The organism is Ruegeria sp. BHSA163 (genome assembly GCF_059613365.1).
Genome location: NZ_JBXWSJ010000006.1, coordinates 38747 through 52182 on the forward strand (window position 1 = coordinate 38747; position 13436 = coordinate 52182).

Genomic DNA, 13436 nt, shown 5'->3' on the forward strand with positions numbered 1-13436 from the left:
ATTTCAACCTTACCATCACCTGTTGGGCTTAAGAATGACCCGAGGTCGAACCGACTGCAAGGCATCAAGCGCACATATCCGGCAATTTTCTTCGATTAATGGGTCACAACGGCTCGATATCGCCTTGTTCTCTTTTGGAATAGAATTCTTCTTGCCAAGACAAAAACGTACCATTTCCGATCGCATTCCTCATTCCATGCATAATCTTCTGAAAATAATGCAAATTATGCCATGTCAGCAACATTCCCGAGATCATTTCATTTGCGCGAAACACGTGGTGCAAATACGCCCGTGAATAGTTTGAGCAAGCAGGGCAGCTACATTCTTCATCCAGCGGTCGCGGGTCGTCAGCATGACGCGCATTTTTAATATTCACGACACCAAAACGTGTAAACGCTTGTCCGGTACGGCCAGAGCGAGATGGAAGTACGCAATCCATCATATCAATTCCACGGGCAACAGCGCCGACGATGTCGTCTGGCTTCCCCACTCCCATCAAATAACGTGGTTTATCGACAGGCAGAAAACCGGGCGCATAATCAAGACAGCCAAACATGGCTTGTTGCCCTTCCCCAACCGCCAGACCGCCTACAGCGTAACCCTCAAAGCCGATAGACGTCAGTGCTTCGGCGCTCTCCTGTCTTAGATCCTGTTCCAAACCACCCTGCATTATGCCGAACAGAGCGTGGCCTGGTCTTTCTCCAAATGCGTCACGCGACCTTTCTGCCCATCGCATAGACAGGCGCATCGATTCCGCGATGCGATGGCGGTCCGCTGGCAACGCTGGGCATTCATCGAAACACATAACGATGTCAGAACCCAACAAACGTTGAATCTCCATCGAACGTTCCGGGGTAAGCTCATGTTTCGAACCATCGATGTGAGATTTGAAGGTGACACCTTTTTCTGTAAGTTTGCGCAGCCCGGCCAAAGACATTACTTGAAATCCGCCCGAGTCTGTTAAGATCGGTAAGTCCCAATTCATGAACTTATGTAATCCGCCAAGACGATCTATACGTTCCGCTGTAGGGCGCAACATCAGGTGGTACGTATTTCCCAATAGAATGTCAGCCCCGGTTGCGCGCACGCTTTCTGGCATCATCGCTTTCACAGTACCGGCAGTGCCAACAGGCATGAAAGCAGGTGTCCGAACCTCACCCCTTGGCGTATGAATTACGCCGGTTCTGGCCTTTCCATCTGTTGCTTTCAAATCAAATGAGAAACGGTCAGTCATCGTTATGCCTCGGGTCCAGAACGGGCAGGCTTTGCCTCATCTGTCGAGGCATTGCAACCCGTCAGGGAAGTGAACCTAACCGCTCTGTGAACAGATTAACCACTCCCACAGCGTCGAGATCTTGACACACTTTTATCGCTGGCCGATTGGGGTCGGGTACGGTCTGACCGACGCTTGGACCGTCCTGAACAACTCTCATGCCCGTTTCGACAGTCTCGAACATATCCTCGTGACTACAGGCAATTACTGCGGTCGAGTCATGCAATCCACAGCCATCCTGATCAGCTATGTCCTGATAAAACCTAAGGTAGAAGTCCGAAATATCGCGCAAAAACCCTCCGAAATCCGGGGACTGCTTGGCTAAAGCATCGAAATCCGAACCTTGGTAAAGGGTTTGCATTGTGACATCCAGACCGACCAAAACCGTCTCAGGAGGCCTGTCAAAAACAGCCTGCGCAGCAATGGGGTCATTGTGTATATTGGCCTCGGCGTGTTGCGTGACATTGCCTCGGCAAAATACCGCACCTCCCATAATCACCAATCTCGCCAAATTGGACGAGAACGCAGGATCAAGCGCGATTGCGTCGGCGATATTGGTCAATGGACCCACGGCGCAAACTGTCAATTGACCTTTGTGGCGTCGGGCCATCTCGACCAGATACTCGGCTGCAGGCATGTGGTGGTTTTTGCCAAGGTCGGGAATGTCTGTAACGTCCCCAAATCCCTCTGGGCCATGAACATGTACCGAAGCGCGATGGCTGTCCCTACCCCAAGCCCAAGACGCACCTTGAGAAACAGGTACGGTTAGATTGAGTTTATCCAACAGAAACCTGGCATTTCGGCTGGACTGGTCGATCAGAGTATTTCCGAATACGGTTGTAAGACCGATCAAGTCAATTTCTGGCGCGGCTGCTGCGTATGCAATTGCCATTGCGTCGTCAATTCCGGGGTCTGTATCAATAATCAGCTTCATTACCGTCCGATATCGCAGTCAGAACAGGATGCAAAGCAATCACTTCACGGGTATTTCGTTTGACATGATCAGCTTAGTAACTTTCAACGTTGCGACCTCAATTCCAACCAGAGTTGATATCTGCTGACTCAATCCCCAAATGTATACTATCGTACACAATAATAGAGGACAGACATGACCGAAGACCAGATAATAGGCCTGATTTCTTCAAACATAATCTACTTACTGGCGGCGGCGTTCATAATTGCCGTTATATTCAAAGGCATAAAAATAGTTCCGCAATCCGAAAAATATGTTGTCGAAAGATTTGGGCGTCTGCACTCTGTTCTTGGTCCTGGAATTAATTTTATTGTTCCTTTTCTAGATGTTGCAAGGCATAAGATATCCATTCTAGAGCGTCAGTTGCCCAACGCCACACAGGATGCGATCACCAAGGATAATGTACTTGTTCAAATCGACACTTCGGTGTTTTACCGTATCCTTGAACCTGAAAAGACGGTCTATCGTATTCGCGATGTCGACGGAGCGATAGCCACGACTGTGGCGGGAATAGTTCGCGCGGAAATCGGTAAAATGGACCTAGATGAAGTGCAATCTAACCGCGCGCAACTGATAACACGCATTCAAGAGAGTGTTGAAACTGCAGTTGACGATTGGGGAATCGAAGTAACCCGGGCTGAAATCCTAGACGTGAATCTGGACCAGGCCACCCGTGACGCAATGTTGCAGCAATTGAACGCCGAACGCGCGCGTCGCGCGCAAGTGACCGAGGCCGAAGGTCAAAAGCGTGCTGTCGAGCTTCAGGCTGAAGCTGAGCTTTATGCAGCCGAGCAAAGCGCCAAAGCGCGACGTATTCAGGCCGAGGCAGAGGCTTATGCCACTGGTGTCGTTGCCAAAGCAATCCAAGAAAACGGGCTGGAGGCCGCGCAATATCAGGTCGCGCTGAAACAGGTTGAGTCTCTGAACGCGCTCGGTAACGGCAGCGGAACTCAGACTATTGTTGTCCCTGCAAACGCGCTAGAAGCATTCGGAAATGCGTTTAACATGCTGAAAGGAAATAAGTAATGGCTGATCCATTTTGGTTGACATGGTGGATCTGGATAGCGGCCGCCATTTCACTGGCCATTCTCGAAGTGTTCCTGCCCGGTTTTATCTTTTTGGGATTTGCCGTCGGCGGAGCGGCAACCGGAATTTTGTTGCTTATCTCTGGAATGACGCCAACATTGCCTGTGTTGCTTCTAATTTTTGCTGCCTTGTCACTGATCGTTTGGTTGGTATTGCGCCGTATGTTCGCAATGCCGCACGGGCAAGTAAAAACCTTTGATCACGACATTAACGAATGAACCGGTACGGTGCCCGCATCTCGGGCACAATACCGCCTCTGGACGGTGCCGAGGTCTTTCCCTATATAATTCGTCAGGTAACAGACCCGAGGCATAGATGAACCACCCAAGCGAACAGTTTGAAGGCAGTCCTTTGATTGCTCCATCTACTATCGAGCATCCTTTGTACGAGCCTGTGGTTGACGCCTGTAGAACGGTCTATGACCCTGAAATTCCGGTCAATATCTACGACTTGGGCTTGATCTACACGATTGACATCAGTGACGAAAATGTCGTCAAGGTCATCATGACCTTAACGGCACCGGGATGCCCGGTAGCTGGCGAAATGCCGGGTTGGATCGTTGAGGCGATCGAACCGGTTGCCGGTGTTAAGGAAGTCGATGTAGAGCTCACTTGGGAACCCCCGTGGGGCATGGAAATGATGTCCGACGAAGCACGTCTTGAACTGGGCTTTATGTAACTCCGGTATATCCTGAACAAATGCTTGGCCGATACAAGGCGATGTGTAGGTTGGTAAATAACTGTTTCCGGAATGTCATATTGTTGCTGGTTGTGTCCTGCGCGGGACATGAAGGTTAAGGGCGTCTTTTCCAACTGGCCAGCTGCCGAAACGTATTGCGCGAACTGCACGGGCCTTTGGTACCTGCCATCCCTACAATTTTGGTCCGCTGCGGACCGCAGTCGCCAAAGAACGATCTGTTTAATTACTTAACGTTACACTTCGCTCTTATTTCCGCGGCTCGTTCGTCCAGTTGCTTGACATACTCACCGGACAGCATTTCGAGCCTTTTGTCTTCGGTTCCGGTAACTAAACCCAAAAGTGCGCCGGCCGGAGTGATGGAAACAACACTTTCAACCTGTTGATCTTGGGCATGTTTTTTCTCTGCCGCTATTGCACGTAAATCGCCTTCGGCTGTGGCGCAACCGACTGGGTGGCGTTTTGTGTCAGCGACTGCCAATTGCGCGTGTCCAATACACATCAATCCTAAGGCAGCCATCAGCGTCAGATTTTTGTTGTAGAATTTGCTTAGTTGAGCCATTGCTCGATGCCTTCCAATTCAACTAATTCTATATTTCAGGCAGGCTAACTCCATCCACCAATCACACGCAACCCGTCTCAAATTGACGAAACGTCGGTAGAATTGTTGCATGTCTTTGTTTGACGTCTCTTGAGCCCGGCTTCTGTCCATCCTAAATTGGTGTCAGCACGTGGAAGTTGGAGTTTTCTATGTTTGGTATTCCGGGCAAACAGGCCGTTACTATGACGCCTAAAGCCGCCGAGCAGATTGTTCGCCTGATGCAGTCGGGTGGTCATGCCGGGCTGCGCATCGGTGTGAAAAAGGGCGGGTGCGCCGGGATGGAATACACCATGGACTACGTCGATCAGGCAGATCCAAACGATGAAGTCGTCGAACAGGACGGCGCCCGCGTTATTATTGCTCCGATGGCCCAGATGTTCCTCTTTGGAACCGAAATCGACTATGAGGTGTCGTTGCTTGAATCAGGATTCAAGTTTCGCAACCCCAACGTAGTTGATGCCTGTGGCTGCGGTGAGTCCATCAAATTCGACGAAAACATCGCGCCCCAGTCCTAGGACGCTTTTTGCAGATGTACATAGGTCTCGTTGAACCGCCGCGTCAAATGTTCGCCTGCGGTTATGGTTTCACCCGAACGCGGCGGGGCGACATTTGTGTCGAATGACGGGTTGAAGAATAGTGGGATCGAAATCCGTTCCTGTCCCCCTCCTTTCACACGGTGCAACGTCGCTTTGACCTCTCCGGAAGTCCAGAGTTCCAACATTTCTCCGAAATTTATTATGAATTGACCGGGTCCAGCTTGAACCAGTTGCCAGCTTCCATCAGGCAATTTCACCTCAAGCCCAGGTGTTCCATCGGTTGCCAGCAAGGTCAGGCAGCCATAGTCAGTGTGTTCGGCAATTCCGAAGTCTTTTTCTCCGGCCCATCGAGGGCGCTGCGGATAATAGTTTCCACGTAGCAGCGCCATCGGGGTGTCGAATGCGTTGTCAAAACTGGCTTCATCACGACCGACGGCTACGGCGATAGCCCGAAGCACCCTCATCGCGACATTGCAGGCGGTGCTGTAGTAAGATTCGATTGTCGGACGAAATCCAGGCGGATTTTCTGGCCACAGGTTGGGTGCATAAACGCTGAGATTTCGGATGCTATAAGGGTCTCCGGGTGGAAGCTCATATCCACAGTCGAAAACTTCTTTGAAATCGGGATTAGCATCAGGGTTGGATTGCTCTGACTTTGGCGCACCCCATCCCCGGTTCGATCCGGTGGCAGCCATGTTGACCGTTTGTTTTTCAGATTCGGGCAAGTGAAAAAAATTACGATAGGCGTCGAAAACGTCCTTAAGTTGTTGCTCGTTCAGTCCGGTTTCGGAAACTGTAAGAAAGCCAAGCTCGCGTACCCCTCGCGCTAGTCGGGCTAGTTCTGCGGGGTCGCGTTGATCCAATTTTTCAAGATTTAGGTTGTCTATCATTTCGCACCAGATTTATTCGCGCGAAACTCCTGCCCTGCAATGCAACTGACCGCAAGCGGAATTGTAAGCTTTCGATAGGGGTGCTAACTGAAATGCTACGAAATTTTCACAACGGAGAGTTGGAGATGCGGCGCAAACTTGCAGCGGGCAATTGGAAAATGAACGGTACGGCTACCTCTCTCGCGGAATTAGAGAAACTCTCTAGTTTGTACCCAAATCCAGATATCGACATCCTGATTTGCCCACCCGCGACGCTTTTGCATCGGGCAGCTCAGGCTGTTCAGGCCAACAGCGTCATCGTGGGTGGACAGGATTGCCACGCACTAGTTGCCGGTGCACACACCGGTGATCTGAGCGCCGAGATGCTAAAAGATGCAGGCGCCGAATACGTGATCCTGGGCCACTCTGAGAGGCGGCAGGATCATGGCGAATCCGATGAACTCGTAAGAGCTAAGGCCATCGCAGCGAAGGATGCCGGACTAATTGCCATCGTCTGTGTGGGGGAAAGCATAGAGCAGCGCGAGGCTGCGGAAACACTGGATGTTATAGGTGAACAGATTTCGGGTTCTATTCCGGACCAACCAATCGGAGAGAACCTAGTCGTGGCATATGAACCTATCTGGGCAATTGGAACAGGCAAAATACCCACTCTGGATCAGATTTGCGAAGTTCACGACTTTATGCGGACAAAACTTGCAGACCGCTTTGGCGCGGACTCAGCAAGCTCGATCCGGTTACTGTACGGTGGGTCGGTAAAGCCGCAAAATGCTTCCGAAATTTTTTCCGTTTCAAACGTCGATGGCGCGTTGGTAGGCGGCGCCAGCCTTAAGGCAGAAGACTTCTCAGGCATTATTCAAGCGTTGGAAAACGCCTGACATTACTTGATTATGTTCAAAAAAGAGAGGTCGGGCCCGCAAAGGGTCCGCCCCCTTTCATTGTAGATATTCTAATTCGTGACGATTTCCGGCCCCATAAACGTGTTTGGTAAATAGGTCGATATCCAAGGGACATAAGTGACCAATATTAAGAACACGAACAACACTGCCAAGAAGGGCAGCGCGGCCCTCACCACGCCCATCATTGGCATCCCCGCGACACCCGAAGTCACAAACAGGTTCAATCCCACCGGGGGCGTTATCATTCCGATTTCCATGTTTACGACCATTATGATGCCCAAGTGAATCGGATCGATTCCCAGTTCGATCGCGATTGGAAATACCAATGGCGCAACGATCACCAAAAGGCCGGATGGTTCCATGAACTGACCACCGATCAACAGAATTACATTGACCACAATCAGAAAAGTTACCGGACCCAAACCCGCGGAAAGCATTGCGCTGGCAATATGTTGCGGCACCTGTTCGTCTGTCAGTACATGTTTCAGGATTAAGGCGTTGGCGATCACAAACAGCAGCGTAACAGTCAGTTTTCCGGCCTCAAACAACGTGTGCTTTGTATCTGGGTGAAAAAACGCCGTAATCAGTGCCTGAGGTTTCTTCAGCAGAGAAACATTTGATGCCTCGCCTTCAGTGCTTAACGGGCCCATATCTTTGTAGACAAAGCTCGCAATCAGGAAGGCGTAAACCGCAGCCACGGCCGCTGCCTCCGTCGGGGTGAAAATACCGCCATAGATTCCGCCCAGAATGATGACAATAAGAAACAGACCCCAACCGGCCTCTCTGGCCGAAACGACTATTTCGCCCCACCCTTTCCAATCGCCTTTTGGCAGGTTCTTCACCTTTGCCATGACATAGATGGTGACCATAAGCATTAAACCTGCAAGCAGGCCCGGAATAACTCCGGCAAGGAACATTCGCCCAACTGAAACTTCGACAGCTGCAGCATAGACAACCATCACAATTGATGGCGGGATCAGGATACCCAATGTCCCAGCATTACAGATCACACCGGCGGCAAACTCCTTGGAATAACCGACTTGGCGCATTCCCGCGATGACGATGGAACCGATTGCAACGACCGTGGCCGGAGAGGATCCGGACAAAGCCGCAAACAACATACAGGCGAAGACACCGGCAATCGCCAAACCTCCTGGCAAGTGACCGACGCAGGCAATTGAAAAGCGAATGATCCTTCGCGCGACACCACCGGTCGTCATGAAGGACGAGGCCAATATGAAGAAAGGAATCGCAAGCAGAGTAAAGTGACCCTCGAACGCCTCAAAGAGCGTGCCGGCGACAGAGGCCAGCGAGCTGTCGGAGTAGATCAACAGAAAGAGGGTTGAGCTTAGGCCCAAAGCTACGGCGATCGGAACCCCGATCAACAGCAGGCCGATGACCATCGAAAATAGAAGTATTACGTCCATTAGTCGTGCTCTCCCTGCTGAGCCCGAACTTCTTCGATCTCGTCTTCAACTTCGTGGCTGGCAACAAGGCGATCAGTCTCACCGCGCCAGATCTGCACGGCGACCTGTGAAAATCGGATCACAAGCAGCAGCATGGAAACAGGCAGAACAAGATACGGCACCACCTTGGGAAGTTTTTCATAGCCTTCGCCGTAGTTGATGAGGTCTTCCAGAAAGCGCAACGGTGCAACCATTGGAATGTCATCTACTTCATAAAAACTTTGGCTACGCGCGCCGGTATCGAACCCAGTTGGAAACCAGCGACCAGATGTTGGTGGCAAGTCCGCGAAGACGGCCCAATAGTCGTAGGACCCTTTCAACAGCAGCAACGAGAAAACAAGGCAGCACGCAACGGCTATCAAGGCTAGAATGCGACGAGGTGCAGGCGCAAGCATATTAAGGATCGCGTCCACTCCCAGGTGGGCGTGTTTTTTAACGGCGTATGATGCACCCAAAAGAACTAACCAGCCAAAAGTGAAGACCGTTAGTTCAAGAGCCCAAAGAATATTGGAGTTGAACACAAACCGCGCGATCACGTTGGCGAAAGTCACAACTGTCATAAGACCCAACAGCAACGCAATCATGGTTTCTTCGATTTGGTCAACCAACCCGCCTTGGCCGGTTTTTGAACCAGACATTTATCTGTCCCCGCATTTTTTTGTAACGAGAGTAAAGTGCGGCGGGCCAAATGTGGCCCGCCCGGCCAGCGCGTCGATCACTCCCCAGTCGTCTGACGCGCGACCCGATCAGGGATCAGAACCCTGCGTTGATCGCCTGAGCGGCGTCGATTTTGTCCTGACCTACGTCATCTGCGAACTTGTCCCACACAGGCTTCATCGCATCGACCCAAGCCTGACGCTGTTCTGGGTTGAGATCGCGAATAATGCCACCGGCGTCTGTTATCGAGGCTTTTGCAGCTTCGTTTACGGCGAAAGCTTCTTTGTTACGTTGCTCGGTGACCTCGGATAAAATGGTTAGGAACTGCTCTCTTACTTCGGGGTCAAGGCTGTCCAGCCAGTCAACGGACGTCACAACAAGGTAGTCAATAATGCCGTGATTGGTTTCTGTGATACCGTCCTGAACCTCGAAGAATTTTTTGCCATAAATGTTCGACCAAGTGTTCTCTTGTCCGTCCACAACGCCTTGCTGCAGCGCACCATAAACCTCTGAGAACGCCATTTTTTGCGGGCTGCCGCCAATTGCCTCCATCTGGGCAACCAGAACGTCTGACGACTGAACTCTGAACTTCAGGCCGTCAGCATCTGACGGATCCATAAGAGGCTTGTTAGCCGACATCTGCTTCATGCCATTGTGCCAGAATGCCAGTCCTTGCAGTCCGCGGCGCTGCATACTGTCTTTCATAGCCTGGCCGTCAGCAGACGCCTGGAAAGCATCCACAGCGTCAATGTTCTTGAACATGAACGGCAGGTCAAACAGCCGGAACTGCTTGGTGAATTTTTCGAACTTCGATAGCGACGGAGCCGCTAGCTGCACATCACCCTGCAACATCGCCTCAAGCACTTTGTCGTCGTTGTAAAGCGTGGAGTTCGGGTAAACTTCCATGCACATCACGCCCTGCATCTCGTCATTTACGCGCTGCTCGAGAAGTGATGCCGCAATCCCCTTGGGGTGCTTATCCGTGTTTGTCACATGCGCAAATTTGACGACGATTTCGCCTTCTTCGCATGCGGCAAAACCTGCCGTGGCCGTGACGGACAGGGCCAGAGCCGTGGCAGCTGTTGTCAAAAACTTCATTTGTCTTTCCTCCCAGACTTCAATTCACTGCTGAACGCTGTGCCAGCGATCGCTGCGCGAAGTGAAGCGAATCGCCGCTTGGACCTCAACGATTTGTTTCCAAGCTCTCCGCCAAACAGTTTTTGCCACAAAAACATTGTGTTATGACCCTCAGCTAAAAGTTTGAGCGATGATCCAGAATTCATTGTGCGAATTCCCGCACACCGGTCTCCTTGGTTGTGCGAAAATCCGCACACATCGAATCAACAGGTCGAGGCGCACTTATGTTTCGAAGACGCGGCAACAGATGTTATCTTCGATAATCCTCGGGCCGTATTTGGTGACGAGCGAGTTTGTCGTAAAATGTTTTACGCGGCAGCTTTAGCGCTTTTGCCGCCTCCGAAGCCTTACCGTTGTGTCGCCCCAAAGCCGCGATCAACAGCGAACGCTCTACGCTGGCCATCTGTTCATTCAAACCCTGATCCGCAGCTTTTGCGGCCTCCTCTGGCATACCAAGCACAAAACGCATCGCCGCTGACATTAAAGATCTGGCATTACCCGGCCAATCCTGCGCCATCAGTGCCGCAAGGTGTTCCGAGGATACGTCGGGTGCCGTCAATCCCGCTTGCTCTGCGGCCTGGTCGACGTATTGCCGGAAAAGAACGGGAATATCCTCGGGCCGTTCAGCCAACGATGGGATCCTTACACGCATTACGTCCAATCGATAGAAAAGATCTGCGTTGAACTGCCCCTCTGCAGACAATTTCTCCAGATCAGCTGTCGATCCGGCGATGATCCGTGCAAGGGAACCCTTTTCCATAATGTCCAGTGCCGCGTATTGAGTCGCGGTGGGCATTGCCGAAATTTCATCCAGAAACAACGAGCCACCGGCTGCGTCCTCACAGCTTTGTATCAACTCTTGGCTCGACAAGCCCGACGCAGGGCGTTTTACAAAAGCCCCCTGTCCGTTGGCGGATATCAAGTGCACGACTTCCGCGACTTTGGAAATACCACTACCGGTCGGACCCTTAATTAAAACCTCAGCCCTGGTTGCGGCTACTGTCCTAACCCTGGCCCGCAGCGCCTCCGCTTGATCCGACAACCCAAATAACATGCGCGCCGCAGGGTCACCCTTCTCTAGTTCCCGTTTTTGTTTTCGCTGATCGAGTATTTCGTCACGGGCGGCGAACGCTCTTTTCAGCACCGACACTAAATCGTCGGCGGCACAAGGTTTTTCCAGAAAGTCGAAGGCGCCCTTCCCCATAGCTTGAACCGCCATTGGTATGTCGCCTTCTCCGGTAAGCAAAATAACCGGTAACTCTGGATCGATGTCTCGGGCGTATGTAAGCAGATGAAAACCATCGCGACCCGGCATACGAATGTCAGATACAATTACTCCTGCGAAATCCCTTCGAATATGATCCTTGGCAGCGACAAACGAACCTGTGGAAACCGGTTCATAGTCCGCAAGTTCTAGTGTCTGTGCCAGAGCTTCGCGAACAGCAGGATCATCGTCGACCAAAAGAACTTTGCGCATTATGCCGCCTTTTCCTTGGTATAGGGGTCAAGCTCGACAGTAAATTCAGCTCCTTCTGGTGTGTTCCTGCCCCGTATGTCGCCCCCGAAACTCTGAACAAGCCCATACGATATTGACAAGCCTAACCCCATACCTTCCGAGCTGCCGACTGATTTAGTGGTGTAGAAAGGTTCGAACATACGATCCGGGTCCTCGATGCCTGGCCCGGTGTCTCGAACCGAGACCCTTGGCCGTCTATCAGTGTGTAGTGTTATTTTGACTCTTGCGTTTTGGGATCCCTCCATAGCATCCGCGGCATTGGTGATAAGGTTAACAAAAACCTGAACTAAACGAACTTCGCCGCCCCAAACCCATACCGGTGTAGTTGGAGGTTCCCAGTCATAATCGACTCCATCAGTGCGCAAACGAGTTTCGGTCAGTTCCACAGCTGTGTTGAGGACCTGAACGAGATCAACCCTACCCATGGGTTCGCTTTCGTTTCGGGCGAATGCCCTCAAGTTCTTGATGATCCGCGCCATACGAGCCGCCATTTCGGAAATCCGCCCCAAGTTTTCCCCAGCGCGCGACTCGTTTCCACGATCAAGAAACGCAGAGCCATTGTCAGCAAATTGCCGAATTGCCATCAGTGGTTGGTTCAGTTCGTGACTGATCCCTGCTGACATTTTCCCTAACGCACTCAGCTTACCAGCTTGCACAAGCTCAGCCTGTGCTTGTCGAAGGGCCGCTTCCGCCTCTTGTCTTTCTGAAACCTCGTGGCGCAGAGCAGTATTTGCGGCAGTGAGGGCGCGTGTTCGCTGCGCAACGCGGCTTTCCAATACCGCATTAGCTTCGGACAGCGCACGTCGACGCTCGGTCGCAAGAAACAAAAATGCACCAAATGCCAAACAAATCGCAGCAACGGCAGCGGCCTGTAAAATAGCTAAGCGCCGTGCGGGTGCGACGTCCACCAACACCTCCGCCGTCATGTCGATCACTGGAAGATCAAGCGTAAGATGCAGTGCGCGGTTAGGCAGATAACGGCCCCAGTTCAGTTTCCAAACCTCGTGAACCCCAACGTGAATTGAGGCGAAATCAACGGACCCACCGTTGGGAGGGACCAGTCCGGGTTGCCCTTCGGACCTTTGCCAAAACAAAAGATCAGACCGATTGGAGATAAAGACGATCCCATCGGAATCGACGAAGAATACCGCCTCGGTGCTACCACGCCAGGTTTGTTCCACATCCTGAACGTCTGCGACGACCATCAAGACGCCTTCAATTTCCCCAAAAGGACCGAAAGAAGGCGCAGCATATGAATATGTACGATCATCGCTGTTCGGCATGACTCCATGCGCAGTGCCCAAGGCGCCTTGCATTGCCCGTTTAAATGCCGGGTGTTTCGCTAAACTTGGTTGTGGCGTCGGTTGTGCTGCCGCCAGAACCTGCCCTTTGCGATCCAAATACATAATGTTGACTGCAGCAGTTTTGTCCGCCACGTCCAACAACAATAACCGCGCTGCCCGTTTCTGCGATGCGTCTTCGAGCGTACGCAGGCCCGGGTGGTCTGCCATCAACACGGCCAATTCTTGGTACACCTGCATCTGTGTGCTCAACCTGTCGGCCGCAAGTTCGAGGTCCGCCTCTGCCTTTTCACTTAGTTGCGAGAGAGCTTGACGATAGGCATAGGTCCAAACGCCCACAGACAATAGCCCGACCGCTGAGAGAAACCCTAGTATGATCCATAACCGATGCATGCTTTAGGGTCTTGC

General features: G+C 51.8%; 14 protein-coding genes. 5 read left to right on the plus strand and 9 right to left on the minus strand.

Annotated elements, in window-relative coordinates; genetic code table 11:
• Positions 1 to 103: 103 nt before the first annotated feature.
• Together tgt and AC2FNV_RS04680 are read right to left on the minus strand one after the other, a co-directional pair.
• The gene (gene tgt / locus AC2FNV_RS04675) at positions 104 to 1234 is read right to left on the minus strand and encodes a tRNA guanosine(34) transglycosylase Tgt (RefSeq protein ID WP_170606770.1); all 1131 of its coding nucleotides are present in this window, start codon (positions 1232 to 1234) and stop codon (positions 104 to 106) included.
• A 61-nt stretch (positions 1235 to 1295) separates the two neighbouring features.
• Entirely contained in the window at positions 1296 to 2207 is a 912-nt protein-coding gene (locus AC2FNV_RS04680) for a nucleoside hydrolase (RefSeq protein WP_170606768.1), read from the minus strand.
• 174 nt (positions 2208 to 2381) lie between these two features.
• On the opposite strand from AC2FNV_RS04680, the gene AC2FNV_RS04685 reads away from it, so the two are divergent.
• The 3 genes from AC2FNV_RS04685 to AC2FNV_RS04695 all read left to right on the plus strand — a co-directional run bounded on the left by AC2FNV_RS04685 (position 2382) and on the right by AC2FNV_RS04695 (position 4010).
• Positions 2382 to 3272, plus strand: a complete 891-nt coding sequence (locus AC2FNV_RS04685) for an SPFH domain-containing protein (protein ID WP_170480314.1) — start codon at positions 2382 to 2384, stop codon at positions 3270 to 3272.
• The gene (locus AC2FNV_RS04690; RefSeq protein WP_170480312.1) at positions 3272 to 3550 is read left to right on the plus strand and encodes an NfeD family protein; all 279 of its coding nucleotides are present in this window, start codon (positions 3272 to 3274) and stop codon (positions 3548 to 3550) included. The genes AC2FNV_RS04685 and AC2FNV_RS04690 overlap by 1 nt, the downstream gene beginning before the upstream one ends.
• A gap of 97 nt (positions 3551 to 3647) precedes the next feature.
• The gene (locus AC2FNV_RS04695) at positions 3648 to 4010 is read left to right on the plus strand and encodes an SUF system Fe-S cluster assembly protein (RefSeq protein WP_170480310.1); all 363 of its coding nucleotides are present in this window, start codon (positions 3648 to 3650) and stop codon (positions 4008 to 4010) included.
• 244 nt (positions 4011 to 4254) lie between these two features.
• Here the strand turns inward: AC2FNV_RS04695 and AC2FNV_RS04700 are convergent, their stop codons facing one another.
• Positions 4255 to 4590: a hypothetical protein gene (locus tag AC2FNV_RS04700; RefSeq protein WP_170606767.1), complete on the minus strand. Its 336-nt coding sequence runs from the start codon at positions 4588 to 4590 to the stop codon at positions 4255 to 4257.
• Between the two features lie 188 nt (positions 4591 to 4778).
• On the opposite strand from AC2FNV_RS04700, the gene AC2FNV_RS04705 reads away from it, so the two are divergent.
• The gene (locus tag AC2FNV_RS04705) at positions 4779 to 5144 is read left to right on the plus strand and encodes a HesB/IscA family protein (protein WP_170480306.1); all 366 of its coding nucleotides are present in this window, start codon (positions 4779 to 4781) and stop codon (positions 5142 to 5144) included.
• Here the strand turns inward: AC2FNV_RS04705 and AC2FNV_RS04710 are convergent.
• The gene (locus AC2FNV_RS04710; protein WP_170606765.1) at positions 5141 to 6055 is read right to left on the minus strand and encodes an isopenicillin N synthase family dioxygenase; all 915 of its coding nucleotides are present in this window, start codon (positions 6053 to 6055) and stop codon (positions 5141 to 5143) included. The two genes, AC2FNV_RS04705 and AC2FNV_RS04710, sit on opposite strands and share 4 nt — an antisense overlap.
• Positions 6056 to 6180: 125 nt before the next feature.
• On the opposite strand from AC2FNV_RS04710, the gene tpiA reads away from it, so the two are divergent.
• Positions 6181 to 6930 carry a triose-phosphate isomerase gene (gene tpiA / locus AC2FNV_RS04715; RefSeq protein WP_170606762.1) on the plus strand — a complete coding sequence of 250 codons (750 nt, stop codon included), beginning with the start codon at positions 6181 to 6183 and terminating at the stop codon, positions 6928 to 6930.
• A 71-nt stretch (positions 6931 to 7001) separates the two neighbouring features.
• On the opposite strand, the gene AC2FNV_RS04720 is transcribed toward tpiA, so the two are convergent.
• From AC2FNV_RS04720 to AC2FNV_RS04740, 5 genes are all read right to left on the minus strand, one after another.
• Positions 7002 to 8378 (minus strand): TRAP transporter large permease, encoded by a 1377-nt coding sequence (locus tag AC2FNV_RS04720; protein ID WP_170606761.1) that lies wholly within the window; start codon positions 8376 to 8378, stop codon positions 7002 to 7004.
• On the minus strand, positions 8378 to 9055 hold the full coding sequence (locus AC2FNV_RS04725; RefSeq protein WP_170606759.1) for a TRAP transporter small permease: 678 nt from the start codon (positions 9053 to 9055) through the stop codon (positions 8378 to 8380). The genes AC2FNV_RS04720 and AC2FNV_RS04725 overlap by 1 nt, the downstream gene beginning before the upstream one ends.
• Before the next feature lie 115 nt (positions 9056 to 9170).
• Positions 9171 to 10172, minus strand: coding sequence for a DctP family TRAP transporter solute-binding subunit (locus AC2FNV_RS04730; RefSeq protein WP_170480296.1), 1002 nt, complete (start codon positions 10170 to 10172; stop codon positions 9171 to 9173).
• A 289-nt stretch (positions 10173 to 10461) separates the two neighbouring features.
• A complete protein-coding gene (locus AC2FNV_RS04735) occupies positions 10462 to 11691 on the minus strand; it encodes a sigma-54-dependent transcriptional regulator (protein WP_170607013.1) in 1230 nt (409 codons plus the stop codon).
• On the minus strand, positions 11688 to 13421 hold the full coding sequence (locus tag AC2FNV_RS04740; RefSeq protein ID WP_170480294.1) for a sensor histidine kinase: 1734 nt from the start codon (positions 13419 to 13421) through the stop codon (positions 11688 to 11690). The genes AC2FNV_RS04735 and AC2FNV_RS04740 overlap by 4 nt, the downstream gene beginning before the upstream one ends.
• Positions 13422 to 13436 lie beyond the last annotated feature (15 nt).